23 protein-coding genes are annotated in these 25,806 nt (G+C 73.0%); 18 read left to right on the top strand and 5 right to left on the bottom strand.

Translation table 11 applies throughout. The features are described 5' to 3' along the window. The first annotated feature begins 37 nt into the window (after positions 1-37). The 3 genes from ACFYYB_RS24915 (at position 38) to ACFYYB_RS24905 (ending at position 3,625) form a co-directional block, all read left to right on the top strand. The gene (locus tag ACFYYB_RS24915; protein WP_389437497.1) at positions 38-1,402 is read left to right on the top strand and encodes an aldehyde dehydrogenase family protein; all 1,365 of its coding nucleotides are present in this window, start codon (positions 38-40) and stop codon (positions 1,400-1,402) included. A 5-nt stretch (positions 1,403-1,407) separates the two neighbouring features. After that, on the top strand, positions 1,408-2,202 hold the full coding sequence (locus ACFYYB_RS24910; protein WP_351384580.1) for a 3-oxoacyl-ACP reductase: 795 nt from the start codon (positions 1,408-1,410) through the stop codon (positions 2,200-2,202). 109 nt (positions 2,203-2,311) lie between these two features. Beyond that, a complete protein-coding gene (locus ACFYYB_RS24905; RefSeq protein WP_389437495.1) occupies positions 2,312-3,625 on the top strand; it encodes a haloacid dehalogenase-like hydrolase in 1,314 nt (437 codons plus the stop codon). Positions 3,626-3,655: 30 nt separating this feature from the next. Here the strand turns inward: ACFYYB_RS24905 and ACFYYB_RS24900 are convergent, their stop codons facing one another. Further along, positions 3,656-4,858 carry an amino acid deaminase/aldolase gene (locus tag ACFYYB_RS24900; RefSeq protein WP_389437493.1) on the bottom strand — a complete coding sequence of 401 codons (1,203 nt, stop codon included), beginning with the start codon at positions 4,856-4,858 and terminating at the stop codon, positions 3,656-3,658. A 252-nt stretch (positions 4,859-5,110) separates the two neighbouring features. Between ACFYYB_RS24900 and ACFYYB_RS24895 the strand changes: the two genes are divergently transcribed. The 3 genes from ACFYYB_RS24895 to ACFYYB_RS24885 are packed head-to-tail and all read left to right on the top strand — an operon-like array spanning position 5,111 to position 7,884. Then, positions 5,111-5,929: a hypothetical protein gene (locus ACFYYB_RS24895; RefSeq protein WP_389437492.1), complete on the top strand. Its 819-nt coding sequence runs from the start codon at positions 5,111-5,113 to the stop codon at positions 5,927-5,929. Further along, positions 5,926-7,110, top strand: a complete 1,185-nt coding sequence (mycP, locus tag ACFYYB_RS24890) for a type VII secretion-associated serine protease mycosin (RefSeq protein ID WP_389437491.1) — start codon at positions 5,926-5,928, stop codon at positions 7,108-7,110. The genes ACFYYB_RS24895 and mycP overlap by 4 nt, the downstream gene beginning before the upstream one ends. A gap of 33 nt (positions 7,111-7,143) precedes the next feature. Further along, positions 7,144-7,884: an SseB family protein gene (locus ACFYYB_RS24885; RefSeq protein ID WP_389437490.1), complete on the top strand. Its 741-nt coding sequence runs from the start codon at positions 7,144-7,146 to the stop codon at positions 7,882-7,884. Positions 7,885-7,959: 75 nt separating this feature from the next. Here ACFYYB_RS24885 and ACFYYB_RS24880 read toward each other — a convergent pair whose 3' ends face one another. Then, positions 7,960-8,349 (bottom strand): DUF1844 domain-containing protein, encoded by a 390-nt coding sequence (locus ACFYYB_RS24880; protein ID WP_327307605.1) that lies wholly within the window; start codon positions 8,347-8,349, stop codon positions 7,960-7,962. Between the two features lie 324 nt (positions 8,350-8,673). Here ACFYYB_RS24880 and infC point away from each other — a divergent pair, with 324 nt between their 5' ends. The 10 genes from infC (at position 8,674) to ACFYYB_RS24830 (ending at position 20,704) form a co-directional block, all read left to right on the top strand. After that, positions 8,674-9,462 (top strand): translation initiation factor IF-3, encoded by a 789-nt coding sequence (gene infC / locus ACFYYB_RS24875; RefSeq protein ID WP_389437489.1) that lies wholly within the window; start codon positions 8,674-8,676, stop codon positions 9,460-9,462. A 104-nt stretch (positions 9,463-9,566) separates the two neighbouring features. Next, on the top strand, positions 9,567-9,761 hold the full coding sequence (gene rpmI / locus ACFYYB_RS24870; RefSeq protein WP_215021864.1) for a 50S ribosomal protein L35: 195 nt from the start codon (positions 9,567-9,569) through the stop codon (positions 9,759-9,761). Between the two features lie 103 nt (positions 9,762-9,864). After that, the gene (gene rplT, locus ACFYYB_RS24865; RefSeq protein WP_214948116.1) at positions 9,865-10,251 is read left to right on the top strand and encodes a 50S ribosomal protein L20; all 387 of its coding nucleotides are present in this window, start codon (positions 9,865-9,867) and stop codon (positions 10,249-10,251) included. A gap of 151 nt (positions 10,252-10,402) precedes the next feature. Next, positions 10,403-11,263: an RNA methyltransferase gene (locus tag ACFYYB_RS24860; protein WP_327307606.1), complete on the top strand. Its 861-nt coding sequence runs from the start codon at positions 10,403-10,405 to the stop codon at positions 11,261-11,263. A 56-nt stretch (positions 11,264-11,319) separates the two neighbouring features. Continuing rightward, positions 11,320-12,594, top strand: coding sequence for an ATP-binding protein (locus ACFYYB_RS24855; RefSeq protein WP_389437487.1), 1,275 nt, complete (start codon positions 11,320-11,322; stop codon positions 12,592-12,594). A 151-nt stretch (positions 12,595-12,745) separates the two neighbouring features. Further along, complete coding sequence (gene pheS / locus ACFYYB_RS24850; RefSeq protein ID WP_327307608.1) at positions 12,746-13,873, top strand: phenylalanine--tRNA ligase subunit alpha; 1,128 nt, start codon at positions 12,746-12,748, stop codon at positions 13,871-13,873. Next, a complete protein-coding gene (pheT, locus tag ACFYYB_RS24845; protein WP_389437486.1) occupies positions 13,873-16,401 on the top strand; it encodes a phenylalanine--tRNA ligase subunit beta in 2,529 nt (842 codons plus the stop codon). Before pheS ends, pheT begins: the two co-directional genes overlap by 1 nt. A gap of 315 nt (positions 16,402-16,716) precedes the next feature. Beyond that, entirely contained in the window at positions 16,717-18,321 is a 1,605-nt protein-coding gene (locus ACFYYB_RS24840) for an ABC-F family ATP-binding cassette domain-containing protein (RefSeq protein ID WP_389437485.1), read from the top strand. 413 nt (positions 18,322-18,734) lie between these two features. Next, positions 18,735-20,072: a transcriptional regulator gene (locus ACFYYB_RS24835; protein ID WP_389437484.1), complete on the top strand. Its 1,338-nt coding sequence runs from the start codon at positions 18,735-18,737 to the stop codon at positions 20,070-20,072. A gap of 101 nt (positions 20,073-20,173) precedes the next feature. Beyond that, positions 20,174-20,704, top strand: coding sequence for an NUDIX hydrolase (locus ACFYYB_RS24830; RefSeq protein ID WP_389437482.1), 531 nt, complete (start codon positions 20,174-20,176; stop codon positions 20,702-20,704). Between the two features lie 41 nt (positions 20,705-20,745). On the opposite strand, the gene ACFYYB_RS24825 is transcribed toward ACFYYB_RS24830, so the two are convergent. Continuing rightward, a complete protein-coding gene (locus tag ACFYYB_RS24825) occupies positions 20,746-21,642 on the bottom strand; it encodes a 3-hydroxybutyryl-CoA dehydrogenase (protein WP_327307614.1) in 897 nt (298 codons plus the stop codon). A gap of 189 nt (positions 21,643-21,831) precedes the next feature. Between ACFYYB_RS24825 and ACFYYB_RS24820 the strand changes: the two genes are divergently transcribed. Beyond that, positions 21,832-23,067: a glycoside hydrolase family 10 protein gene (locus ACFYYB_RS24820; protein WP_389437479.1), complete on the top strand. Its 1,236-nt coding sequence runs from the start codon at positions 21,832-21,834 to the stop codon at positions 23,065-23,067. Between the two features lie 75 nt (positions 23,068-23,142). Here the strand turns inward: ACFYYB_RS24820 and ACFYYB_RS24815 are convergent, their stop codons facing one another. Together ACFYYB_RS24815 and ACFYYB_RS24810 are read right to left on the bottom strand one after the other, a co-directional pair. Then, the gene (locus tag ACFYYB_RS24815) at positions 23,143-23,340 is read right to left on the bottom strand and encodes a DUF1918 domain-containing protein (RefSeq protein WP_250744647.1); all 198 of its coding nucleotides are present in this window, start codon (positions 23,338-23,340) and stop codon (positions 23,143-23,145) included. A 40-nt stretch (positions 23,341-23,380) separates the two neighbouring features. Then, positions 23,381-24,325 (bottom strand): DMT family transporter, encoded by a 945-nt coding sequence (locus ACFYYB_RS24810; RefSeq protein ID WP_389437476.1) that lies wholly within the window; start codon positions 24,323-24,325, stop codon positions 23,381-23,383. Here ACFYYB_RS24810 and ACFYYB_RS24805 point away from each other — a divergent pair. Continuing rightward, the gene (locus ACFYYB_RS24805) at positions 24,324-25,790 is read left to right on the top strand and encodes a PLP-dependent aminotransferase family protein (protein WP_389437474.1); all 1,467 of its coding nucleotides are present in this window, start codon (positions 24,324-24,326) and stop codon (positions 25,788-25,790) included. The two genes, ACFYYB_RS24810 and ACFYYB_RS24805, sit on opposite strands and share 2 nt — an antisense overlap. Positions 25,791-25,806: the final 16 nt, after the last annotated feature.

The following is a 25,806-nucleotide window of genomic DNA, read 5'->3' as shown; positions in this document are numbered from 1 at the left end:
CGCACCCACCGCACCCGAACGTTCGAAAGGCCACCACGTGTCCGATGCGCTGGAAGTCTTGAATCCGGCCACCGAGGAACTCGTCGCCGTCGTCCCGGCCGCCACACGGGACGACGTCGACGCCGCCGTCGTACGGGCCACCGCGGCCCAGCGGGCCTGGGCGGCGGCCGCGCCCGCCGACCGGGCCAGGCTGCTGCGCCGCTTCGCCGCGGTCGTCGACGGGCACATCGAGGAACTGGCACGGCTGGAGGTCCGGGAAGCGGGCCACACCATCGGCAACGCCCGCTGGGAAGCCGGCAACGTCCGCGACGTGCTCGACTTCGCCGCCGGGGGAGTGGAACGGCTCTCCGGCCGCCAGATCCCCGTCGCCGGCGGCATCGACGTCACCTTCCTCGAACCCCTCGGCGTCATCGGCGTGATCGCGCCGTGGAACTTCCCCATGCCGATCGCCGCCTGGGGCCTGGCCCCCGCGCTGGCCGCGGGCAACGCGGTCATCCTCAAGCCCGCCGAGACCACCCCGCTCACCGCACTGCGCCTCGCCGAACTCGCCCTGGAGGCCGGACTCCCCGAGCACCTGTTCCAGGTGCTGCCCGGCCGGGGCGAGGTGGCGGGCGACGCCCTCGTCGAGCACCCGGGGGTGGCCAAGATCGTGTTCACGGGCTCCACCCGGATCGGCAAGCGGATCATGGCCAAGTGCGCCGACCGGGTGAAGCGCCTCACCCTCGAACTCGGCGGCAAGAACCCCAACATCGTCTTCGCCGACGCCGACCTGGAAGCGGCGGCGGCCTCGGCTCCGATGTCCTTCCTGGACAACACCGGACAGGACTGCTGCGCCCGCACGCGGATCCTCGTACAGCGCTCCGCGTACGACCGGTTCATGGAGCTGCTCGCCCCCGCCGTCGAGAAGGTCGTCGTCGGGGACCCGTACGACGAGAACACGCAGATCGGGCCGCTGATCTCGCGGGTGCAGCTGGACCGCGTACGGTCCTACGTCACCGACGACCTCACCGCCGTCCGCGGCACCGCCCCGGAGGGCCCGGGCTTCTGGTACCCCCCGACCCTGGTCACCGGCGTCGACCCCACCGCCGCCATCGCCACCGAGGAGGTCTTCGGACCGGTCGCCGTCGTCCTGCCCTTCGAGGACGAGGAGGACGCCGTCCGGCTGGCCAACGCCACCGACTACGGCCTCGCCGGCTCCCTGTGGACCCGCGACGTGGGCCGCGCGCTGCGCGTCTCGCGCGCCGTCGCCGCGGGCAACCTGTCGGTCAACTCCCACAGCAGCGTCCGCTACTGGACCCCCTTCGGCGGCTACAAGCAGTCGGGGCTCGGGCGCGAGCTCGGACCCGACTCCCTCACCGCTTTCACCGAGACCAAGAACGTCTTCATCAGCACGGAGGCCTGAACAGCATGAGCACTGAGTCCACCGAAGAGATCGTCTGCCGCCGCCTGGTCGGACGCACCGCCGTCATCACCGGAGCCGGCAGCGGCATCGGCCTCGCCACCGCCCGCCGGCTGGCCTCCGAAGGCGCCAACGTGGTCTGTGGGGACATCGACGAGACCGCGGGCAAGGCCGCCGCCGAGGAGGTCGGCGGCACCTTCGTCAAGGTCGACGTCACCAGCCCGGAGGAGGTCGAGGCCCTGTTCAAGACCGCCTTCGACACCTACGGCTCCGTGGACATCGCCTTCAACAACGCCGGCATCTCGCCCCCGGACGACGACTCGATCCTCACCACCGGCCTGGAGGCCTGGAAGCGGGTCCAGGACGTCAACCTCACCTCCGTCTACCTCTGCTGCAAGGCGGCCCTGCCCTACATGCAGCGCCAGGGCCGGGGCTCCATCATCAACACCGCCTCCTTCGTGGCCCGGATGGGCGCCGCCACCTCGCAGATCTCCTACACCGCCTCCAAGGGCGGCGTGCTGGCGATGTCCCGCGAGCTCGGCGTGCAGTTCGCCCGCGAGGGCATCCGCGTCAACGCGCTCTGCCCGGGGCCCGTCAACACCCCGCTCCTGCAGGAGCTGTTCGCCAAGGACCCGGAGCGGGCGGCCCGCCGGATCGTGCACATCCCGCTGGGCCGGTTCGCCGAGCCCACCGAGATCGCCGCTGCCGTCGCCTTCCTCGCGAGCGACGACTCCTCCTTCATCAACGCCACCGACTTCCTGGTCGACGGCGGGATCTCCGGCGCGTACGTCACCCCGCTCTAAACGTTCACCTCCCCACCACCCACCCGACAGCCGGGCGTCGCACGACGCCCGGCTGTCGTGCTCTACCGTCCGCGACGATCTTGAAGAAGAACCAGGAGAACCCAGCTCAGTGACCCGACCCAGTTCCGTGCGACGGCTCCAGGCCGTCGGCGCCGCCGCCGCGATAGCCGCCGGCACCCTCGTGGCCGCCGCCCCCGCCGCCCCCGCCGCCCAGGCCCACCCCGGCAGCCACTGCGCCACCCCCCGTCTCAACGCGGCCGGGGCCCCCTGGTACGGGGGCAACCAGGCCCGGCTGCAGCAGCTCATCGACGACTACGGCACCTGCAACCCGTACCGGCCCAGCCGCAACAAGCCCGTCGCGGTCTTCGACTGGGACAACACCGTCGTCAAGAACGACGTGGGCGACGCGCAGATGTTCTGGCTGCTGCGCAACGGCAAGATCCGCCAGCCCGCCGGGGGCGACTGGACGAGCACCAGCCGCTTCCTGACCCCGGCCGCCGCCCAGGCCCTGGCCGAAGCCTGCGGCGCCCTGGCGAAGCCCGGAGCCCCGCTGCCCACCGGCACCCCCGAGGGCGTCGGCTGCGCCGACGAGATCAACGCCGTCTACGGCACCGCCGCCACCCGCGCGGCCGCCCCCGCCTTCGCCGGCTGGGACCGCCGTACGACCGAGCCCGCCTACGCCTGGCTGCCGCAGCTCATGCAGGGCTGGACCGCGCGCGAGATCCGCGGGTTCACGGCCGCCGCGCGGGCCGAGAACCTGGCCGCCCCGGTCGACGCCAAGCAGCAGGTCGGCTCCACCACCGCCACCGGCTGGGTGCGCTACTACGACCAGCAGAAGGAGCTCATCGGCGCCCTGCGGAAGGCCGGCTTCGACGTCTGGATCAGCTCGGCCTCGCCGCAGCCGGTCGTCGAGGTGTGGGCCGAGGGCGTGGGCATCGACGCCCGGCACGTCATCGGCATCCGCAACACCACCACGTACGGCGGGAAGTTCACCTCCCACCTGCAGGGCTGCGGGTCCGTCGCGGACGGCGCGGACACGATGATCACGTACATCGACGGCAAGCGCTGCTGGATCAACAAGGAGATCTTCGGGGTCCGCGGCGCCGCGGCCGAGAAGGTCCAGCCGGCCTCCCGCCGCCAGGTGTTCGCGGCGGGCGACTCCGACACCGACATCTCGTTCCTGCGGGACGCGACCGCGCTGCGCCTGGTCGTGAACCGCAACAAGAACGAGCTGATGTGCCGCGCCTACGACAACAGCGACGGCAAGTGGATCGTGAACCCGATGTTCATCCAGCCCAAGAAGCAGAAGGCCACGCCGTACCCGTGCGCGACCACCGGCTTCACCGGCCGCGACGGCACCCCGGGGCCCGTGCTCCGGGGTGACACCAGCGTCATCCCGGACCAGACGGACTCCGTCTTCTAGAGGAAGGCACCCCTGGAGGAAGGTGCGGCCCTAGAGGAAGGTGCGGCCCTCACCCCGGTAGGTCGGGGCGGTGGCCGTCACCCGGTCGCCCTCGACCAGGTGCAGGGTGTCGAAGCGCTCGCACAGTTCACCGGCCTTCGCGTGCCGGAACCAGACCCGGTCGCCGATCAGCAGATCGTCGGCCGGGCTGCCGAGCAGCGGGGTCTGCACCTCGCCGGCCCCCTCCTGCGGGTCGTAGCGCAGTCCCTGGGGGAGGTACGGGACCGGCAGCCGGTCCGGGCCGGGCGCGCCGGAGGCCGGGTACCCGCCGCCGAGCACCGTGACCACCCCGACCCCGGGCCGCCGGACCACGGGCTGGGCGAAGAGGGCCGCCGGGCGGCCGCTGAACGAGGTGTAGTTGTCGAAGAGCCGCGGTACGTAGAGCCCCGACCCGGCGGCGATCTCCGTGACGGCGTCCTCGGCGGCGGTCTGCTGGACGCTGCCGGTCCCGCCGCCGTTGACGAACTCCAGGTCGGGCACCACCGCGCGCACGGCCCGTACGGTCTCGGCCCGGCGGGCGGCCAGCTCCTTGCGGGCCGCGCCCTGCATCAGCCGGATGGCGCGCGACCTCAGCGGGCGCCCCGCGAGCGCGTCGCCGACCCCGGCCACGTGGCCCTCGTAGCCCATCAGCCCGACCACCCGGAAGCCGGGCCGGGCGCTCACCGCGCGGGCCAGCTCCGCGAGCTGGGCGGGCTCGCGCAGCGGGGAGCGGCGGGCGCCGACGCGGACCCTGCCGCCGAAGAGCTGCAGGGCGGTGTCCAGTTCCAGGCAGACCCGGATCTCCTGCGTGCCCCCGTCGCGGGCCCGGTCCACGAGCTCCAGCTGCGCGAGGTCGTCGACCATCACGGTGACCGCGCCGGCCAGTTTGGGATCGGCGGCGAGCTCGGCGAAGCCGGCCCGGTCGGCGGACGGGTAGGCGAGCAGGACGTCCTCGAAGCCCGAACGCGCCAGCCAGATCGATTCGGCGAGGGTGTAGGACATGATTCCGGCGAATCCGGGCCGGGCGAGGACCCGTTCGAGCAGCGCACGGCACCGTACGGACTTGCTCGCCACCCGGACCGGCTTCCCGCCGGCGCGACGCACGAGGTCGTCGGCGTTCGCGTCGAACGCCTCCAGATCCACGAGGGCGAGCGGAGCGTCGAGATGGGCGGTGGCCCGGTCGTAACGGGCCCGGTCGGCGGCGGGGGAGTTCATGTGCGGCAGCCTGCCAGACGGTTGTACCCGTGGGTAGGGGGTTCGGGCAGACCGCGGGACGCCGGGCCAGGTCAGGAGCCCGGGAAGGCGGTCCGGTCACATCTCGGTCTCGACATCCGGATGCCTCCTCCGGATCTGCAGGCGGTTGTTCGCATATGCGTACCACCGCTCCTCCCCGATCGACATTCGGCCACGCGCGGGCGCGTAAAGTGAGGGCAGGCAGCCGACGGAATCGGGGGGCTGAGCCGCCGGATGAGCACGTCCACACCGCACGGCGGGGTCCAGACCGCGCCCGACCACACCTCGGTACCGCCACGGCGGCGCCCCGGGAAGGTCTTCGCCGCCGCCCTGTGCGGCCTCCTCGGCCTCGGTCTCACCGGCGCGGCCGGCCACGAAGCCATTTCCGACTACCGGGACGCGCACCGGCCGGTCGACCCCGCGGCGGCGTACCGCAAAGCCGCGTCCCTCTGGCACAGCGCACCGGCCGACAGCCTGTTCCCGCCCGTCCTCGACGGCCAGGGCGCGGGACCGGGCGGCGCCGACCGCACGTGGACCCGTATCACCGCCCCCGCCGACGCGGGCTGCTCCGAGGCGCTCGCCCCCGACTGGCAGGCCCTGTTCGCCGAAACCGGGTGCACCCGCGTGCTCCGCGCCACCTACACCGACGCCACCCGCAGCTCCCTCATCACCGTCGGCATGGTCTTCACCCCCGCCGACGCCACCGCCATGGACTCCCTGCGCGGCGGCCGCCTGCCCGCCCCGGCCGCCTACCGGTTCCGCGCCAACCTCCGCGCGGCCTGGGCGACTTCCGTCGTCCCCGAGGCCCCGGTCGTCGTCTACACCGTCTCCGCCTTCGCCGACGGCCGCCGCCTCGGCGCCCCGAGCCCCGCCGAGGACAAGATGGCCGAGGACGCCAAAGGACGCGTGGCCGGGGCCGGACTCGGCCACGAGGCCCAGGCCCTCGCCGACCTGATGGAAGGCACCGTGCGCACCCTCGCGGCCTCCGCGTCGGGCCTGCCGGCGCCGCAGACGCCGCTGACGCCGTCGGTGGACCCGGAGGCCTCCCGATGATCGGTCGCACCCCGCTCCCGGCCGCCCTCGCCCTCGGGGCCCTGTTCGCCGTCACCGCGGCGCCGCCGGCCGCCGCGGACTCCGTCCGCGACAGCCAGTGGCCGCTGATGGCCCTGCGCACCGAGGAGGCCTGGGGCACCACCAAGGGCGAGGGGGTCACCGTGGCCGTCCTCGACACCGGGGTGGATCCGACCCACCCCGACCTGGCGGGCGCGGTCCTGGAGGGCATAGACCTCGTCGGCATGGGGGCGGTGCGCGGCGACGAGGCCTGGGCCCGCCACGGCACCGGCATGGCGGGGATCATCGCCGGGCGCGGCCACGGCTCCCAGTGGCGCGGCGGCGTCATCGGCATCGCCCCGCAGGCCAAGATCCTTCCGGTCCGGGTGATCCTGGAGGAGTCGGACCCGGGCCGGGAGAAGGCCCGCGCGAGCAAGGGGGGCGCCCTCGCCGAGGGCATCCGCTGGGCCGCGGACCACGGCGCCGACGTGATCAACCTCTCGCTCGGCGACGACAGCAGGGACGCCCACCACGACGCCACCGAGGACGAGGCCATCCAGTACGCCCTCGCCAAGGGCGTGGTGGTGGTCGCCTCGGCGGGCAACGGTGGGAACAAGGGGGACCGCATCTCCTATCCGGCGGCCTACCCCGGGGTCATCGCCGTCACGGCCGTCAACCGAGAGAACAAGAAGGCGAAGTTCTCCACCCGCAACTGGTACGCGACCGTCAGCGCCCCGGGTGTCGAAGTGCCCGTCGCGGTCCCGCCCCGCGGATACGGCGAGGGCTGGGGCACCAGCGCCGCCGCGGCCTTCGTCTCCGGCGCCGTCGCCCTCGTCAAGGCGGCCCACCCGGACCTGTCCCCGGCACAGATCAAGAACCTGCTGGAGGACACCGCCTCGGACCCCCCGTCCGGCGGCCGCGACGACTCCCGCGGCTTCGGCTTGGTGGACCCGGCCGCCGCGCTCCAGGCCGCCGACGGGATACCCCCCGAACCGGCGCTCCCCGCACCCGTCGCGGCAGCGAAGCCCTACTTCGGCGCCGGCCCCGATCCGGTGCCCGATCCCGGGCCCTGGGCCCGCTTCGGAGTCCCGGTGGGCGGGGTCGCGGGGCTGGCCCTGCTCGTGACGGCCGGCGTACTGGCCCGGCGGCCCCGGGCCGGACGGCGGGACCCCGACGCGGGATAGCCGCGGGGAGAGGCGGGATAGGCTCGGGGAACTGTGGCGAACAAAAACATTCCGGACCCCGGTTTCTCCGATGACGACGGCTCGGCCGACCCCCGCCTGAGCGCGGCCCTGGCCGCCTGGGCCGAGGACAGAGCCAAGGAGCCGGAGGTGCTGGCGGCCCTGAAGGACGCCCGCCTGCTGGTTCCCGTCGTCGCGGTCCTCGGTGAGGTCGAGACCGACCCCGAGACCGGACTCAAGCGCGAGAAGACCAGCGACATGGCCGTCCCGACCCTGCGGGCGGGGGACCGGCGGGCCCTGCCCGCCTTCACCTCCATCGCCTCGCTGGCCCTGTGGGACCCGGCCGCCCGCCCGGTCGCGGTGCCGCTGCACCAAGCGCTGGCCGCCGCCGCGCACGAGAAGGCCGACACCATCGTGCTGGACCTCTCCGGACCGGTCCCGTACCAGCTCGCGGGCCCCGCGCTGCTCGCGCTCGCCGAGGGCCGCACGGACGCCGGACCGCTCGCCGACCCCGCCGTGCGCGAGGCCGTACGGGCCGTCGTGACCGCCGAGCCGGCCGTGCTCGGCGCCCACCTGGGCCCGGCCGGGGCGGACGCCGACGGAACCCTGGCGATCGTGCTGGCGGCCGGTCCGCAGGCAGCGGCGGCGGCCCGCCGGGTGGCCGAGGCCCTGGCGGCCGACGAGACCCTGCGCGCACGCCTCGTAGGCGGACTGGACCTCGCACTGCTCCCGGAGGGGGCCCCGGTCCCGCCGGGTGAGCCGCTCTTCACGCGCTGAGAAGTTCGGAAGCCGGAAAGGGGGCCCCGGCAGCTCGCGGCTGCCGGGGCCCCCTTGTCCTTGGGAACTCCGTGACTACGCGTACACGGGGCCCGTGAACTTCTCGCCCGGGCCCTGCCCCGGCTCGTCCTGCACCAGCGAGGCCTCGCGGAAGGCCAGCTGGAGGGACTTCAGGCCGTCGCGCAGCGGGGCCGCGTGGAAGGAGCTGATCTCGGTGGCGCTCGCCGTGACCAGGCCGGCGAGGGCGGTGATCAGCTTGCGGGCCTCGTCGAGGTCCTTGTACTCGGAGTCCGGCTTGTCCAGGCCCAGGTTGACCGCCGCCGCGCTGAGCAGGTGGACGGCCACCGTGGTGATGACCTCGACGGCCGGCACGTCCGCGATGTCGCGGGTCAGGTCGTCGTAGTCGGGAGCGGCCGGGGATTCGGGGGATCCGGAGGGGGAACCGGAGGGCGTCGCGTCAGTCATGTGCCCCACGATATGCCGTGCGCCGGGCTTGCAACGCGGGTGCTAGTATGTACTTCGACCGGCCGGACACTTATGTGCCCGGCCCACAAGTGGAGGCTCCGATTCTCCCACCCAGCCGCCCTCACGGGAGGCGGGTCACCGGTCAGGTGGTATCCATCGTTCCGTACGGACGATGGAAAGCTGCCCGATTTTGCGCCCCGCGGTTCGCACGCGACGGTGCTCCGGTTGTATTGGAGCCCTCGTCTGTGCCCGGCGGGGCTTTTTGCTTTGTCCCGCCGCGGTCGGTCTGACGGAAAAACGTCAGCGGCTGTCCTCCAGGCAGCCGTGTGGTGCTACCGAGGAGGATCCATCAGCACCGAGCCCCGCATCAACGACCGGATTCGCGTTCCCGAGGTACGACTCGTCGGCCCGAGTGGCGAGCAGGTCGGCATCGTGCCGCTTGCCAAGGCGCTCGAGCTCGCGCAGGAGTACGACCTCGACCTGGTCGAGGTCGCGGCGTCCGCACGCCCGCCGGTCTGCAAGCTCATGGACTACGGCAAGTTCAAGTACGAGTCGGCCATGAAGGCCCGTGAGGCGCGCAAGAACCAGGCGCACACGGTCATCAAGGAAATGAAGCTCCGGCCGAAGATCGACCCGCACGACTATGACACCAAGAAGGGTCACGTCGTTCGGTTCCTCAAGCAGGGCGACAAGGTCAAGATCACGATCATGTTCCGTGGTCGCGAGCAGTCCAGGCCGGAACTCGGCTACCGACTGCTGCAGCGTCTGGCTTCGGACGTCGAGGACCTCGGGTTCATCGAGTCGAACCCGAAGCAGGACGGCCGAAACATGATCATGGTTCTCGGTCCGCACAAGAAGAAGACCGAGGCGATGGCCGAAGCCCGCGAGGCGCAGGCCGCCCGCAAGGCCGAGCGCCAGGGTGCTGCGCACAGCGACGAGAGTGGTGACGAGGCCCTGGCCGCCGACGCCGCGCTCGAGGCCGAGAACGCCGCACTCGAAGCCGAGGACGTGGACGCCGAGGACGCTTCCGACGAAGCGGCCGACGCCGACGACGCGGCCGAGGCCGGCACCGACGAGGCAGCCGCCTCGGACGAGGCCTCTGCCCAGGCCTGATTCCGAGGCAGCCCGTCTCGGATCACCGATACAACATGACGCTCCCGTGAGCCGGCCCCCACCAGGGCCGGTGGGGGCGCCACCGACGAGGAGATAACGGCGCTATGCCGAAGAACAAGACGCACTCCGGGACCAAGAAGCGCTTCAAGATCACCGGCTCCGGCAAGGTGCTCCGTGAGCGCGCCGGCAAGCGCCACCTGCTCGAGCACAAGTCGTCCCGTGTCACCCGCCGCCTGACCGGCACCGCGGAGATGGCCCCCGGCGACGCCAAGAAGATCAAGAAGCTTCTCGGCAAGTGACGTCCTCCGCTCCCCTTCCGGGAGCGGGAGCACGTCAAGACCGGGACCCCATCGAATTCGGGCCGTGTGAGCACTTCCACGGCCCCGCTACAAGGAGTACACAGTGGCACGCGTCAAGCGGGCAGTAAACGCGCACAAGAAGCGTCGGGCAATCCTCGAGGCGGCGAAGGGTTACCGCGGTCAGCGTTCGCGCCTGTACCGCAAGGCCAAGGAGCAGGTCACCCACTCCCTGGTCTACAACTTCAACGACCGCAAGAAGCGCAAGGGCGACTTCCGTCGCCTCTGGATCCAGCGCATCAACGCGGCTGCCCGTCAGAACGGCATGACGTACAACCGCCTCATCCAGGGTCTGAACGCCGCCAACATCGAGGTGGACCGCAAGATCCTCGCCGAGCTGGCCGTCAACGACGCCAACGCGTTCGCCGCGCTGGTCGAGGTCGCGCAGAAGGCCCTCCCGGCCGACGTCAACGCCCCGAAGGTCGCTGCCTAAGCAGCACGCCCTCAAGGCTGCAGTAACTTGCCCGGACCCGCAGGCCTCGCGCCTGCGGGTCCGGTGCGTTGACCCACCCTTTCCGTTGACCCACCAGTTGCGTCGACCCACCCGTTCCACCCGCTGTACGTACGGAAGCGAGCCGACCGCCATGGGCACCCCCGCCGAGCTGATCTCCCCCCGGTCCACCCGGGTGGCCGCCGCCAGGCGACTGGCGCGACGCAATTTCCGTACCAAGGAGCGCCGCTTCATCGCCGAGGGCCCGCAGGCCGTGCGCGAGGCCGTGGAACACCGCGGCGCCGGGGGCGAGTCCACGCTGATCGAGCTGTTCGCGACCGTGGAGGCCGCCGAGCGCTACGCCGACATCGTCGACGCCGCGTACGCCGCCGGGGCCCGCGTGCACTACGCCTCCGACGAGGTGCTGGCGGAGGTCTCGCAGACCGTCACCCCGCAGGGCCTGGTCGGCGTCTGCCACTTCCTGGACTCCCCGTTCGAGGAGATCCTGAAGGCCCGTCCCAAGCTCGTCGCCGTCCTCGCGCACGTCCGCGACCCCGGCAACGCCGGTACGGTGCTGCGCTGCGCGGACGCCGCCGGAGCCGACGCGGTCGTGCTGACCGATGCCTCCGTGGACCTGTACAACCCCAAATCGGTGCGCGCCTCCGTGGGCTCCCTCTTTCACCTCCCGGTGGCCGTCGGCGTGCCCGTGGAGCAGGCCGTGGCGGGGCTGCGCGCGGCCGGCGTACGGATCCTCGCCGCCGACGGGGCGGGCACGGACGACCTCGACGCCGAGCTCGACGCGGGCACCATGGGCACCCCGTCGGCCTGGATCTTCGGCAACGAGGCCTGGGGCCTGCCCGAGGAGACCAGGGCGCTCGCCGACGCCGTCGTACGGGTCCCGATCCACGGAAAGGCCGAGAGCCTGAACCTCGCGACGGCCGCCGCGGTGTGCCTGTACGCGTCCGCGCGTGCACAGCGGGCGCCCGGAGGGTGCCGCTCCGTGACCCCCAGCTAGTAATGTGGCGGCCCGGGGGGCCCACTGTGGTACTCGGAGATGTGGGGTACGGGGACATGACCGTCGGTACGAACAGCTCGCCAGGCGCCGCCAAGGCGGCCGGCGCACAGGTCCTGGCGACCGTGTCCCAGCTGGCCGCGCCCGCCGCCCGGGTGCCCGTACAGCAGCTCCAGGGAGCCCCCGCCGCGCCCGCGCAGCCGGCCCGGACGGCGCCCGCGCCCGCGAGCCAGGGCGGGGACGCGGACGGGCTCGGCGAGTACGCCGCGCTCGGGATCGATCCCGACGACCTGCCCGACGGGCTCGTGATCGCCGACGCCACCGGCCGGGTCATCTGCTTCAACTCCGCCGCCGCCCGGATCACCGCACTCGTGGCGGACGAGGCCCTGGGCCACGGGATCGAGCGCGCCCTCCCGCTTGAGGACCTCGAGGGCCGTCGTTGGTGGGCGCTGACCGACCCCTACGGAGGCCTCGCCACCCGGCGCGGTCAGCCCGAGCGGAACCTGCTGCTGCCCGGCGGCCGCGAGGTCCTCGTCTCCGCCCGGTACGTGCGCACCCACCCCCAGGGCCCGGTGCGCCGGCTCGTGGTCACCCTGCGCGGCACCGAGGCCCGGCGGCGCACCGAGCGCAGCCATGCCGAGCTGATCGCCACCGTCGCGCACGAGCTGCGCTCCCCGCTCACCTCCGTGAAGGGGTTCACCGCGACGCTGCTCGCCAAGTGGGAGCGGTTCACCGACGACCAGAAGCGCTTGATGCTGGAGACCGTCGACGCCGACGCGAACCGCGTCACCCGGCTCATCGCCGAGCTCCTGGACATCTCCCGCATCGACTCGGGCCGCCTCGAGGTACGCCGCCAGCCGGTCGACATCTCCACCGCCGTGGGACGCCACGTCCAGGCGCTCACCGCGAACGGACAGGCCCCGGAGCGGTTCCTCGTCAGCGTGAGCCGGCCGCTGCCCGACCTGTGGGCGGACCCGGACAAGATCGACCAGATCCTCGGCAACCTGCTCGAAAATGCGGTGCGCCACGGCGAGGGAACCGTCACCATCGACGTGACGCCGACCAGCTTCGCGAACGCCGCGGGGAAGACCGAGAAGGGAACCGCCGTCACCGTGACCGACGAGGGCCCCGGAATCCCCGAAGAGTCGATGAAGCGCGTCTTCACCCGTTTCTGGCGGGGCAGCAAGCGCGGCGGCACCGGCCTGGGCCTCTACATCGTCAAGGGCATCGTGGAAGCCCACGGCGGCACCATCACGGTCGGCCGCGGACCCGGCGGCGGCGCCGAGTTCCGATTTATCCTGCCCGTCGGCGCCCCGGCCTACCTCACGCAGTAGCCCTGCGGAGCGTCTCGCCGGGCGGCCCACGGGCCCCTTCACCCCCAGCGACCTTTAGACTCGACCTTTGGCACCTTTGTGTCCTAGTGCCGAGCGCGTCCTGCGCGTCGCGCGGGGGACCACCAGCCAGCCATCGGAAGTACGGGAAGAGATGTCGGCACCGAACAAGTCGTACGACCCTGTTGAGGTCGAGGCACTGAAACCGGATGAGATCGAGCGCATGCGGGACGAGGCGCTCGCCGCCTTCGCCGCCGCCGGCGACCTCGACGAGCTTCGCGAGGCGAAGACCGCGCACATGGGCGACCGCTCGCCCCTGGCGCTCGCCAACCGCGAGATCGGCGCGCTGCCCCCGCAGGCCAAGGCCACCGCGGGCAAGCTCGTGGGCCAGGCCCGCGGCGCCGTGAACAAGGCGTTCGGGGCCCGCACCGTCGCGCTCGAAGCCGAGCGCGACGAGCGGGTGCTGGTCGAGGAGGCGGTGGACGTCACGCTGCCCTACGACCGTGTGCCCGCCGGCGCCCGGCACCCCCTGACCACGCTGATGGACCGCATCGCGGACATCTTCGTGGCCATGGGGTACGAGGTCGCGGAGGGCCCCGAGGTCGAGGCGGAGTGGTTCAACTTCGACGCCCTCAACTTCACGCCCGACCACCCCGCGCGCCAGATGCAGGACACCTTCTTCGTCCGGGGGCCGGAAGGCACCGAGGGCGACGAGTCCGGCGTCGTGCTGCGCACCCACACCTCCCCGGTGCAGGCGCGCTCGCTGCTGGAGCGCAAGCCCCCCGTCTACATCGTGTGCCCGGGGCGGGTGTACCGCACCGACGAGCTCGACGCGACGCACACCCCGGTCTTCCACCAGGTCGAGCTGCTCGCCGTGGACGAGGGCCTGACCATGGCGGACCTCAAGGGCACCATGGACCACATGGTCCAGGAGCTGTTCGGCGAGGGCACCACCACGCGCCTGCGCCCGCACTTCTTCCCCTTCACCGAACCGTCCGCCGAGATGGACATGCAGTGCTACGTGTGCCGCGGCGAATCGGTGGGCAACCCCGACCGCCCGTGCCGCACCTGCTCCAGCGAGGGCTGGATCGAGCTCGGCGGCTGCGGCATGGTCAACCCGAAGGTGCTCACCGCCTGCGGGGTGGACCCGGAGAAGTACAGCGGGTTCGCCTTCGGCTTCGGCATCGAGCGGATGCTGATGTTCCGCCACAACGTAGAAGACATGCGAGACATGGTCGAGGGTGACGTTCGTTTCACCCGGCCGTTCGGGAGTGAGATCTGATGCGCGTCCCGCTTTCTTGGCTGCGGGAGTACGTCGACCTCCCCGCGGGTGAAACCGGTCGCGACGTGGCCCACAAGCTCGTCGACGCCGGCCTCGAGGTCGAAACCGTCGAGCAGCTCGGCGGCGGGCTCAAGGGCCCGCTCGTCGTCGGCCAGGTCCTGACCATCGAGGAGCTCGAAGGCTTCCGCAAGCCGATCCGCTTCTGCACGGTCGACGTCGGCGCCGCCAACGGCACCGGCCTGCCGCAGGAGATCGTCTGCGGCGCCCGGAACTTCTCCGTCGGCGACAAGGTCGTCGTGGTCCTGCCCGGCGCGGTGCTGCCCGGCGACTTCGCGATCGCCGCGCGCGAGACGTACGGCCGCACCTCCCACGGCATGATCTGCTCCGGCGACGAGCTGGGCATGGGCGACGACGGCACGCACGGCATCATCGTGCTGCCGCACGAGCACGAGGTCGGCTCCGACGCGATCAAGCTCCTGGAGCTGGTCGACGAGGTCCTCGACATCGACATCACCCCGGACCGCGGCTACTGCATGTCCATGCGCGGTGTGGCCCGCGAGGCCGCCACCGCGTACGGCCTGCCGCTGCGCGACCCGGCGCTGCTCGACGTGCCCCAGCCGAACTCGTACGGCTACGCCGTCAAGATCGACGACCCGCAGGGCTGCGACCGCTTCACCGCGCGCACGGTGACCGGCCTCGACCCCGAGGCGCGCTCCCCGATCTGGCTCACGCGCCGCCTGCAGAAGGCGGGCATGCGCCCGATCTCGCTCGCCGTGGACATCACCAACTACGTGATGCTCGAGCTCGGCCAGCCGCTGCACGCCTACGACCGCTCGCGGATCGACGGCGCCATCGGCGTCCGCCGGGCCGAGCAGGGCGAGAAGTTCACCACCCTGGACGGGGTCAAGCGCACGCTCGACTCCGAGGACCTGGTGATCACCGACAACAGCGGCCCGATCGGGCTCGCCGGTGTCATGGGCGGCGCCAACACCGAGATCGCCGACTCCGTGACGGACCCCGAGACCGGCCAGGTCACGGGCACCACGGAGGTCGTCGTCGAGGCCGCGCACTTCGACTCCGTGTCGATCTCGCGCACCGCCCGCCGGCTCAAGCTGTCCTCCGAGGCGTCCAAGCGCTTCGAGCGCGGCGTGGACCCGCAGGCCGCCGCCGCCGCCGCGCAGCGCACCGTCGACCTGCTCGTGCTGCTCGCGGGCGGCACCGCCGAGGCCGGCGTCACCGAGCTCACCGCCCCGGGCGCCCCGCGCACCATCGCGATGAGCGCGAACCACCCCGACAAGGTCGCGGGCATGGACTACGGCCGCGAGACCGTCGTACGCCGCCTGCAGGAGGTCGGCTGCGACGTCTACGGCCAGGACGAGCTCGTCGTCACGGCGCCCTCGTGGCGGCCCGACCTCGCCGAGCCCAACGACCTCGCCGAGGAAGTCATCCGGCTGGAGGGCTACGGGAACCTCCCCTCCACCCTCCCGCAGGTGCCCTCCGGCCGCGGTCTGACCGCCCGGCAGCAGCTGCACCGCCGGGTCGGCCGCGCGCTGGCCGGCGCGGGCTACGTCGAGGCGCTCAGCTACCCCTTCATCGGGGAGGGCGTCTTCGACCAGCTCCAGCTGTCCGCGCACGACGCCTCCCGCCAGGTCGTCAAGCTGGTCAACCCGATCTCCGACGAGGAGCCGGCGCTGCGCACCACGCTGCTGCCGGGTCTGCTCGGCGCGCTGCGCCGCAACGACAGCCGGGGCAGCCACGACCTCGCGCTCTTCGAGACCGGCTCGGTCTTCCGGGCCGCCGCTCAGCCGGGCGTCGCCGTACGCCTCGGCGTCGACCGGCGTCCCACCGACGAGGAGATCGCCACCCTGAACGCGGCCCTGCCCGCGCAGCCGCGCTACGCCGCGGTCGTGCTGGCCGGGGCCCGCGAGCAGGCCGGCTGGTGGGGCAAGGGCCGTCCGGCCGACTGGGCCGACGCGGTCCAGGCGGCGCGCTCGCTGGCCGTCGAGGCCGGTGCGGAGCTCGTCGTGCGCCAGGGCCAGTACGGCCCCTGGCACCCGGGCCGCTGCGCCGAGCTGCTCGTCACCCTGGACGGGGTGGAGACGGTCATCGGTCACGCCGGTGAGCTGCACCCGCGCGTGGTCAAGGCGATGGGCCTGCCGGCCCGCACCAGCGCCATGGAGCTCGACCTGGACCGCCTCGCGGCGGCCGGTGGCGAGGCCCTTCAGGCGCCCCGGATCTCCTCCTTCCCGGTGGCGACCCAGGACGTCGCGCTGATCGTGGACGCGTCGGTGCCGGCTTCGGCCGTCGAGGACGCGCTGCACAAGGGCGCGGGTGAACTCCTCGAGTCCCTGCGGCTGTTCGACGTGTTCGAGGGTGAGCAGGTAGGCGAGGGCAAGAAGTCCCTGGCGTACGCGCTGCGCTTCCGCGCGGCCGACCGCACGCTGACCGCCGAGGAGTCCACGGCGGCGCGCGACGCGGCGGTCGCCCTCGCGGGCGAGCGCACGGGGGCGGTGCTGCGCGGCGCGTAGCCGCTGCCGCTGTGTCGTCGAGGGGGTGCATCCCGGATCCGTCCGGGGCGCACCCCCTCACCCGTTCCCCGGTGCTGCGCGGGGCGGCGGGCCGGCCCTGCGGGGAGGTCCCCTACCCACCCTTCGCCCGTTCCCCGGGGCTGCGCCCCCGGACCCCTTCGGGGCTGCGCCCCCGGGTCCCCTCGGGGAAATGGCGTGCGGCGCGTGGGGGCTCTCCGTTAGTTTGGTCGGTATGTCTGCGCCCCGAGTTTCCTAGCTCAAGGACCCACTCCCACGTCACCCGTGTGTCCTTCTGCTGTCTCGGAGCGTTATTCCATGATCACCGTTCGTGGTGTCGACGTGCGCGCAGGCGCCCGTCTGCTGCTGTCCGACATCTCCTTCACCGTCTCTCCCGGTGACCGCATCGGCCTGGTGGGCCGCAACGGCGCCGGTAAGACCAGCCTGATGAACGTCCTGGCCGGAGCGGCCAAGCCCGCTGCCGGGACCGTCACCCGTACCGCGCCCGTCGGGTACCTGGCGCAGGACTCCCGCGCCGCCGACCCCTCGGTCACCGTGACCGACCGGATCCTGTCCGCCCGGGGTCTGGACCGCTCCGTACGCGCACTGCGCGCGGCCGAGGCCGCCATGGCCGCGGGCGGCGGCCCGGGGCCCCTCCACGCGGCGATGGACGCGTACGCGCGCGCCGAGGCGGAGTTCCAGGCCCGCGGCGGGTACGCGGTGGAGGCGGAGGCGGCCCGGGTGGCCGCCGGGCTGGGCCTGCCGGGCCGGGTCATGGACCGGCCCGTGGGGGAGCTGTCCGGCGGGCAGCGGCGGCGGGTGGAACTGGCCCGCATCCTCTTCGGCGGACACCGGGGCACCCTGCTGCTCGACGAGCCGACCAACCACCTCGACGCCGACTCCGTCGCCTGGCTGCGCGCCTTCCTGAGCGGTCACGGCGGTGGCCTGGTGCTGATCAGCCACGACACCTCCCTGCTCGCCGACACCGTCAACCGGGTCCTCCACCTCGACGCGCTCCGCACCGCGGTCGACGTGTACAACACCGGCTGGCAGGCCCATCTCGCACAGCGGGAGGCCGACGAGCGCCGGCGAGCCCGGGAGCGGGCGAACGCCGAACGCAAGGCGGCCACCCTGCAGGCCCAGGCCGACCGGATGAAGGCCCGGGTGGCCACGGCCGTCGTGGCCAGGAGCATGGCCCGGCGGGCCGACCGCCTGCTGGCCGGGCTGGAGCCGGTCCGCCGGACGGAGAAGGCCGCCAGGATCCGGCTGCCCGAGCCCGCGCCGTGCGGACGCACGCCGCTGGGTGCGGTCGGGCTGGCCAAGTCGTACGACGGTCACCCGGTACTGGCCGGGGTGGACCTCGCCGTCGACCGGGGCGGCCGGCTGGTGGTCCTCGGACTCAACGGCGCGGGGAAGACCACGCTGCTGAGGCTGCTCGCCGGACAGGAGGCGCCCGACGGCGGCCGGGTCGTACACGGGCCCGGGCTACGGATCGGGTACTTCGCCCAAGAGCACGACACCCTGAGCCCGGACCGCACGGTGCTGGAGAACCTCGCCGCCGCGGCGCCCCACCTCGGCGAGGGCGAAGTGCGCCGGGTGCTCGGCGCGTTCCTCTTCACCGGCGACGACGCCGACAAGCGGGCCGGTGTGCTCTCGGGAGGGGAAAAGACCCGGCTCGCCCTGGCCGGACTCGTGCACAGCGGCGCCAACGTACTGCTGCTGGACGAGCCGACGAACAACCTCGACCCCGCTTCCCGGGACGAGGTGCTGGCCGCCGTGGACACCTATCCGGGCGCGATCGTCATGGTCACCCACGACGAGGGCGTACTCGACGCGCTGCGTCCCGATCGGGTCCTGCTGCTGCCGGATGCCGAGGAGGACCTCTGGAGCGAGGAGTACCGGGACCTGCTCGCCCTGGCCTGAGCGCTGCGGGCGGGCCGGGGGAGTGGGGCGCGGACGTCCGTGCGGCTGGGGCGCGGACGTCCGGGCCGGTGTGGGGGACCACGCGGGCCGGGCCCGGTGGGTGGGCCCGGCGCGCGTTCGGTCCGGCTCGGCCGGGGCCCGGCGACCAACCAGGACCCGGCGGAGCCGAAGCGCGCCGCCCGCCTGCCGTGGAGTGTCGGGCAGACAACAGGACGGGCGGCGCGGTGGACGGGTCGTCGCACTGTACGAGGGGGAGCCGACGACCCGAGCTACCTCTTGGCGAGGCCCCTAAGTGAAGCGCTCTGACGGACCTCGGCGCGAGGGTGCGTATCGCATTTATGCGCGTACTCCGTTCACACCCCGTGTGAAGCCCGCACCCACTAGCCTGGATCCGACGAGCCCTTGGAGCGGCCATGCAGCCCAATGCACTGCTCGACGCCCTCCTCGCCGAGGCGGGCATGTCCCATGCCGGACTCGCCGCGTACGTGAACCAGGCGGGCCGCTCCCGCGGACTCGCCCTGCGCTACGAACACACCGCCGTGGCACGGTGGTTGAAGGGGCAGCGCCCGCGAGGCCAGGTCCCGGACCTGATCTGCGAGGTCATCGGGGGCCGGCTGCGGCGGCCGCTCTCCCTCGACGACGTGGGGTTCGGTCTGCCGGGGCAGGCCGCCGATCCCCACGGGTCGCCGCTCAGCGGCTTCGTCGACCGGGCCGCCGCCCTGTGGCGCTCCGACGGCCACGGCCGCCAGCCCCTCGACGCCGGGGCGCTGACGGGTACCCCCGCGGTGATGCCCGTGTGGGAGTGGGAGAACCCGCCGGAGGACTCCGACGTGTCGAGGGAGGGCCCGAACCGTGTCGGACCCGAGCACGTGGAGATCCTGAAGGCCGCCCGCGCGCACTACGAGCTGATGTACCGCAGGGCCGGCGGCGTGGCCACCCGCGACCGGGTCGTCCGCTTCCTCGGTACCGAGACCGCCCCCATGCTGCGCGGCAGTTACTCCGACGGGCTCGGCCGCAGCCTGCACCGGGCCGGGGGTTCCCTGGTGGCCGTGGCGGGGATCTGCGCCTACGACTCGGACGCGCACGGGCTGGCCCAGCGGTACTTCCACCAGGCGCTGAGGCTGGCCAAGGCGAGCGGGGACCGGGGGCTCGGGGCCTATGTGATCGCGCTGATCGTCAACCAGAGCCTGCACCTACGGGAGTTCCGCCAGGCCGTGGCCTTCGCCGAGGCCGCCCTGCGCGCGGCCGGCCGGCACACCACCCCGGCCCTGGCCGCGGACCTGTACGCCATGCAGGCCAAGGCCTACGCCCAACTCGGTGACACAGCGGCCGCGTTGGCCTGCATCCGCAAGGCCGAGGCGGCGGCGGAGCGGATCCGGCCCGGCACGGAGCCGGACGAGACGGGGTACGTGCAGCCCGGGCTGGTCAACGTACAGGTGGCGGAGGCGCTGCTCGGGCTGGGTGATCTGCGGGCGGCCCGGGAGCAGGCTTCGGCCGCCGTCGGCACGCCCGCGCACGACCGGGGCCGGGTGCACCGGCTCGCGATGCTGTGCGAAATCCAGCTGCGCCAGGGCGAGGCCGATCAGGCGGTGGCCTCGGCGGCCGAAATGGCCGAGCGGGCCAAGGGGATGGAGTCGCTGCGCCTGCGCGACCGGCTGCGCGCGGTCCGGGAGCAGCTGCTGACCAGCGGTTGTTCGGGGGCCGAGGACACGGCCGAGCTCATCGACGGGGCGCTGCGCGTTCCGCTGTGACATCCCCTGTGGCGTTCTCTGCGCCGCCCTGTGCGCGTTCCCCTGGGCGGGGGTGAACTGCTGCCATGTTGCCACCTACTCGATCGGAAGGTGGCAGAACCGTGCAGTGGACGAACCTGAGTGAGCAAACCGTGTACACAAACCGCTGGTTCGACGTGAATCTCGCCGATGTGGAGCTCCCCGACGGCCGGCACCTGGACCACTTCGTCATCCGGCTGCGCCCGGTCGCCGTCGCCACGGCCGTCAACGCGGCCAACGAGGTGCTGCTGCTGTGGCGCCACCGCTTCATCACCGACAGCTGGGGCTGGGAACTGCCCGCCGGGGTCGTCGAGGACGGGGAGTCGGTGGAGCGGGCGGCCGCCCGCGAGATGGAGGAGGAGTCGGGCTGGCGGCCCGGCCCCCTGCAGCACCTGATGACCGTGGAGCCGTCCAACGGGCTGACCGACGCCCGTCACCACCTCTACTGGGCGGACGGGGCCACGTACGTGGGCCACCCCGAGGACGACTTCGAGTCCTCGCGCCGCGAATGGGTACCGCTCAAGCTGGTCCCCGACATGATCGCGCGCGGCGAGATCCCGGCCGCCAACATGGCGGCCGGGCTGTTGCTGCTGCACCACCTGCGGCTCGGCTGAGCCGCAGGGGGACGGGCCGCAGCACCGTAGAGCCGTACAGGTCAGCCGTACGGGTAGAAGCCCGAGCCGGTCTTGCGGCCGAGGCGGCCGGCGTCGACCATGCGCTGGAGCAGCGGGGGAGCCGCGTACAGGGGCTCCTTGAACTCCGCGTACATCGAGTCGGCCACCGAGGCCACCGTGTCCAGGCCGATGAGGTCCGCGAGCTTCAGCGGACCCATCGGGTGGGCGCAGCCCAGCTCCATGCCGTTGTCGATGTCCTCGCGGCTCGCGATGCCCGACTCGAACATCCGGATCGCGGACAGCAGGTACGGGATGAGGAGCGCGTTGACGACGAAGCCGGAACGGTCCTGGGCGCGGATCGCGTGCTTGCCCAGAGCCTGACCGACCAGCGCCTCGGCGCGCTTGATGGTCTCGTCGCTGGTGGTCAGCGCCGGGATCAGCTCGACGAGCTGCTGCACCGGGGCCGGGTTGAAGAAGTGGATGCCGATGACCTGGTCGGGACGCGAGGTCGCGACGGCCAGCTTGACCAGCGGAATCGAGGAGGTGTTGGAGGCGAGGATCGCGTCCGGGCGGGTGACCACCTGGTCGAGGACCTGGAAGATCTCCGTCTTGACCTGCTCGTTCTCGACGACCGCCTCGATGACGAGGTCGCGGTCGGCGAACTCGCCGAGATCGGTGGTGAACGACAGGCGGGCCAGCGTCGCGTCCCGCTCCTCCTCGCTGATCTTGCCGCGTTCGGCGGCCCTGGTCAGAGAGGTGTGCAGCCGGGTCCGCCCGAGTTCGAGTGCCTCGCCGGTGGTTTCGGCGACCATCACCTCGAGCCCGCTCCGGGCGAACACCTCCGCGATGCCCGCGCCCATCTGGCCGCAGCCCACTACGCCGACGCGTGCGATGTCGTCTGGGAGGTCCGTCACTTCGTGCCTTTCGCTGCTCTCCATCGCGGGTCCCCCGTACTCGTGCAGTGGTAACTGCGTTCCGGCGCCCGCCACGCCCCCCGACGTTACCCCCGTCCTTGCCCGGCGTGTCGGGCTGGGGCGGGCATGCTGGGCGGACGTAAGCAATGTCACGCAGCGGAACGGAGTCGTCACATGGCGCCCATCGGGAGGCGGTCCATCGGGAGGCGGGGAATGCTGGCCGCGGCGGCGGGGGTGCTGGCCGCCGTGGCGGCCGCCCCCGCGCGAGCGGTCGGGCCGGCTGAGGAGGGCGGGGCGGGGCGGGCGGGCGCGGCGGGCGAGCCCGCGTTCCGCGGGATGTGGGTGGCCTCCGTACAGAACGTCGACTGGCCCTCGCAGAGCGGGCTTTCGGCGCGCGAGCAGCGGGCCGAGCTGCTGGACCTCCTCGATACGGCCGTCGCCCGCCGCCTCAACGCGGTGATCCTCCAGGTCCGGCCCACCGCCGACGCGATGTGGCCCTCGGCGCGCGAGCCCTGGTCGCAGTGGCTCAGTGGGGAGCAGGGCGTCGACCCCGGCTGGGACCCGCTCGGCACGGCGGTGGCCGAGGCACACGCCCGGGGGCTGGAACTGCACGCCTGGTTCAACCCGTACCGGGTGGCCAACCACACCGACCGGAGCCTGCTCGTCCCCGAGCACCCGGCCCGGCGCAACCGGGGCTGGACCGTGCCCTACGGCGGCAAGCTGTACTACAACCCGGGTCTGCCGGAAGTGCGCCGCTTCGTCCAGGACGCCATGCTCGACGCCGTCGCCCGCTACCCCCTCGACGGGGTGCACTGGGACGACTACTTCTACCCGTACCCCGTCGAGGGCCGCGATTTCGACGACGACGCCGCCTACGAGCAGTACGGCCGGGCCTTCGCGACCCGCGCCGACTGGCGCCGCCACAACACCGACACCCTGGTCCGCGAGATGTCCGAGCGGCTGCGGGCGCTGCGCCCCGCGACGCGCTTCGGCATCAGCCCCTTCGCCATCTGGCGCAACTCCGACCGCGATCCGCTCGGTTCGCCGACGCAGGCGGGCGTGGCCACGTACGACGACCTGTACGCGGACACCCGCAAGTGGGTGCGCGAGGGCTGGATCGACTACATCGTGCCGCAGGCGTACTGGCAGATCGGCCACCCGGCCGCCGACTACGCCGCCATCGTCCCCTGGTGGGCGCGGACCGTCGCGGGCACCCGCGTCCAGCTCTACGTGGGGGAGGCGCTGTACCGCTGCGACGCGGAGAGCTCCACCGCCGCCTGGCGCGATCCGCGCGAGCTGTCCCGGCACCTGCGGTTCGCCGCCGGATACCCGGAGGTCCGCGGCCACGCCTACTTCTCGGCGAAGCAGGTGGTCGCGGACCCCAACGGGGCGATGGCCCGGGTGGTCGCCGATCACTACCTGACGCCGGTGGCGGTGCCGCCGCGCTGATCCGGTGTTCCGCGGCGGCCCTCACCGGCCGTACGTCCGGCGGCCGGCCCCCGCCGGAGGGACGGCCGCCGTTCCTCAGTGGTCGTGGTCGGCCGGGTGCTTCACGACGCAGTCGGGTCCGGGGGACATGACGGCCTCGTGTCCGTCCGTGAAGCGGACGCGGTAGGGAGGGGTGCCGTTCTCTCCCAGGACCTGGGTGATCTCACCGACCTTGTCGTGCTGGCCCACGATCCTGCCGTGCTGAACCAGCTGGTCGCCCTCGGTCGCGCGCATGCTGACCTCCTCGGTGGCGGTCCGATCCGGTGCTAGCAGTTTAGGTCGTCCCGCCCCTTTTTGACCCGTCGGGCCGCTGCGTCACGGCGATGCAGACGAGCACCGCGCAGGCGGCGACGGGCGCGGCCGGGGACAGGTGCTCGCCGAGCAACAGCACCGACCACAGCAGGGTCAGCAGCGGCTGCGCGAGCTGGAGCTGGCTCGCGCGGGCCGCGCCGATCTCGGCCATGCCCCGGTACCAGACGAAGAGGCCGAGGAAGGAGGAGCCGACCGCCACCCAGACCAGCCCGGCCACCCCGCGGCCGGTCAGCTCGACCGGTTCGTACGCGACCCCGAGCGCGGAGCCGATCAGGCCGATGGGCAGGCACAGCACCAGCGCCCAGGCGATCACCTGCCAGCCCGGCAGCAGCCGGGCCAGGCGCCCGCCCTCGGTGTAGCCGGCCGCGCACACCAGCAGCGCGGCGAACAGGAAGGCGTCGCCGGCCGAGAGGGCGCCGCCGCTCTGGGCCACGGTGAAGCCGAGGACGACGACCGCGCCGGCGACGGCCGCGGCCCAGAACCGCCGCGAGGGCCGGGCTCCGGTGCGCAGCGAGGAGACGACCGCGGTGGTGAGCGGGAGCAGTCCGACGACCACGGCGGCGTGCGAGGTGGTGGAGGTCTGCAGGGCGAGGGTGGTCAGCAGCGGGAAGCCGACGACCACACCGCCGGCGACGACCATCAGCCCGGCCCAGTGGGCGCGGGCGGGCACCGGGACGCGCAGGGCCAGCAGGAAGGCGCCGGCCGTCAGGCCCGCGAGCAGACAGCGCAGGCCGAAGAGGGACCACGGGCCGAAGCTCTCCAGGCCCCAGGCGGTGCCGGGGAAAGTCAGCGAGAAGGTGACGACTCCGGCCGCGGCGAGCGTGGTGCCCCCGAGAGCGGGCCGACGGGCTTCGGTGCCTCCAACTGCTATCGCGTTGGGGAGAGTAGCGCTATTCTGTGCTGTCATGTACGAGCGTAGCAGTGTGGCGGAACTGGCGGAATCCCTTCGAGCCGAGCTGAACCGCTACTCGGTAGGTGGAAAGCTCCCGTCGAGCAGGGTTCTGGTCGAGGAGTACCGGGTCAGCCCCGTCACGGTCTCCCGGGCCCTCGCCCAGCTCGCCGCCGAAGGCCTGGTGGTCACCCGCCCCGGAGCCGGGGTGTACCGCGCGCAGCCCCGTACGCAGGCGCCCGCGCCTGGTGACACCTCCTGGCAGGCCGTCGCCCTGAGCGCCGAGGACTCCGGCGAGGTGATCCCGCGGTCCGTGGACGCCTCCGGGGTGCTCGTCACCCTGGCCGCCCCGCCCGCCGGAGTCATCGAACTGCACAGCGGCTACCTGCATTCGGCGCTCCAGCCCGAGCGGGCCATGGCGGCGGCCCTCGCCCGGGCCGGCCGGCGGCCCGGGGTGTGGGGGAGGCCGCCCGTGGAGGGCCTGCCGGAGCTGCGGGACTGGTTCGCGCGGGAGATAGGCGGGAGCGTCGCGGCCGGGGGCGTCCTGGTGACCGCGGGCGGCCAGAGCGCGCTCGCCACCGCGCTGCGGGCGCTCGCCCCGCCCGGGGCGCCGATCCTCGTCGAATCCCCGACCTACCCGGGGCTGCTGGCCCTCGCGCGGGCCGCCGGCTGCCGCCCGGTGCCGGTCCCGGTGGACGCGGACGGGGTCCGGCCGGAGCTGCTGGCCGCCGCCTTCGAGGCGACCGGGGCGCGGGTGTTCGTATGCCAGCCGCTGTTCCAGAACCCGACCGGGGCCGTGCTGTCCGGGGAGCGCCGGGGGGAGGTGCTGCGGATCGCGCGCGCCGCCGGGGCCTTCGTCCTGGAGGACGACTACGCGCGGTACCTGGGCCACGAGGACTCGGGCCCGCTGCCGGCGCCGCTCGCCGCCGAGGATCCCGACGGGGTGGTCGTCCACGTGCGGTCCCTGACCAAGGTCACCTCGCCCAGCCTGCGGGTGGGCGCACTGGCGGCCCGCGGCCCGGTCTTCGACCGGCTGCGCGCCATCCAGGTCGTGGACAGCTTCTTCGTGCCCCGGCCGCTCCAGGAGGCCGCCCTGGAACTGGTGGGCGCACCCGCCTGGCCGCGCCACCTCAAGTCGGTGGCCGCCGAACTGCGCCACCGCCGGGACGTCCTCACCGGAGCGCTGCGGCGAGAGCTGCCGGAGCTGGAAGTGCCCCATCCGCCACGCGGCGGCTACCAGTTGTGGGCGCGGCCCGGCGGAGGCGGCGACGACGCGGCCTTCGTCGCGGCCGCGCTGCGGGCCGGGGTCGCGGTCGCGCCGGGACGGCCCTACTTCTGCGCGGAACCGCCCGGCCCGTTCGTCCGGCTGAGCTTCGCCGGGGTGTCCGGCGCGGGCGAACTGACCGAGGCCGTCCGGAGGTTGCGGGCCGCGCGGGATCCGGAGGCGACGGCCCCGGGGGGTGAGGCGGCCAAATTCGGTTGAGGCGCAGGTGGGGCGT

The sequence above is a fragment of the Streptomyces sp. NPDC002886 genome (genome assembly GCF_042888445.1).
Lineage (GTDB): Bacteria > Actinomycetota > Actinomycetes > Streptomycetales > Streptomycetaceae > Streptomyces.
The sequence above is the reverse complement of the archived record's forward strand: the minus strand, read 5'-3'. Positions and strand labels throughout refer to the sequence as shown.

What these genes read in the sequence shown, in the direction of transcription:
- ACFYYB_RS24900 (WP_389437493.1), bottom strand. Translation starts at nt 4,858, where the DNA reads ATGAACTCCCCCGCCGCCGACCGGGCCCGTTACGACCGGGCCACCGCC.
- ACFYYB_RS24825 (WP_327307614.1), bottom strand. Translation starts at nt 21,642, where the DNA reads ATGGAGAGCAGCGAAAGGCACGAAGTGACGGACCTCCCAGACGACATC.
- pheS (WP_327307608.1), top strand. Translation starts at nt 12,746, where the DNA reads ATGTCGGCACCGAACAAGTCGTACGACCCTGTTGAGGTCGAGGCACTG.
- ACFYYB_RS24815 (WP_250744647.1), bottom strand. Translation starts at nt 23,340, where the DNA reads ATGCGCGCGACCGAGGGCGACCAGCTGGTTCAGCACGGCAGGATCGTG.
- mycP (WP_389437491.1), top strand. Translation starts at nt 5,926, where the DNA reads ATGATCGGTCGCACCCCGCTCCCGGCCGCCCTCGCCCTCGGGGCCCTG.
- ACFYYB_RS24895 (WP_389437492.1), top strand. Translation starts at nt 5,111, where the DNA reads ATGAGCACGTCCACACCGCACGGCGGGGTCCAGACCGCGCCCGACCAC.
- ACFYYB_RS24910 (WP_351384580.1), top strand. Translation starts at nt 1,408, where the DNA reads ATGAGCACTGAGTCCACCGAAGAGATCGTCTGCCGCCGCCTGGTCGGA.
- ACFYYB_RS24840 (WP_389437485.1), top strand. Translation starts at nt 16,717, where the DNA reads ATGATCACCGTTCGTGGTGTCGACGTGCGCGCAGGCGCCCGTCTGCTG.
- ACFYYB_RS24805 (WP_389437474.1), top strand. Translation starts at nt 24,324, where the DNA reads ATGTACGAGCGTAGCAGTGTGGCGGAACTGGCGGAATCCCTTCGAGCC.
- pheT (WP_389437486.1), top strand. Translation starts at nt 13,873, where the DNA reads ATGCGCGTCCCGCTTTCTTGGCTGCGGGAGTACGTCGACCTCCCCGCG.
- ACFYYB_RS24860 (WP_327307606.1), top strand. Translation starts at nt 10,403, where the DNA reads ATGGGCACCCCCGCCGAGCTGATCTCCCCCCGGTCCACCCGGGTGGCC.
- rpmI (WP_215021864.1), top strand. Translation starts at nt 9,567, where the DNA reads ATGCCGAAGAACAAGACGCACTCCGGGACCAAGAAGCGCTTCAAGATC.
- ACFYYB_RS24835 (WP_389437484.1), top strand. Translation starts at nt 18,735, where the DNA reads ATGCAGCCCAATGCACTGCTCGACGCCCTCCTCGCCGAGGCGGGCATG.
- ACFYYB_RS24880 (WP_327307605.1), bottom strand. Translation starts at nt 8,349, where the DNA reads ATGACTGACGCGACGCCCTCCGGTTCCCCCTCCGGATCCCCCGAATCC.
- ACFYYB_RS24820 (WP_389437479.1), top strand. Translation starts at nt 21,832, where the DNA reads ATGCTGGCCGCGGCGGCGGGGGTGCTGGCCGCCGTGGCGGCCGCCCCC.
- ACFYYB_RS24810 (WP_389437476.1), bottom strand. Translation starts at nt 24,325, where the DNA reads ATGACAGCACAGAATAGCGCTACTCTCCCCAACGCGATAGCAGTTGGA.
- ACFYYB_RS24855 (WP_389437487.1), top strand. Translation starts at nt 11,320, where the DNA reads ATGACCGTCGGTACGAACAGCTCGCCAGGCGCCGCCAAGGCGGCCGGC.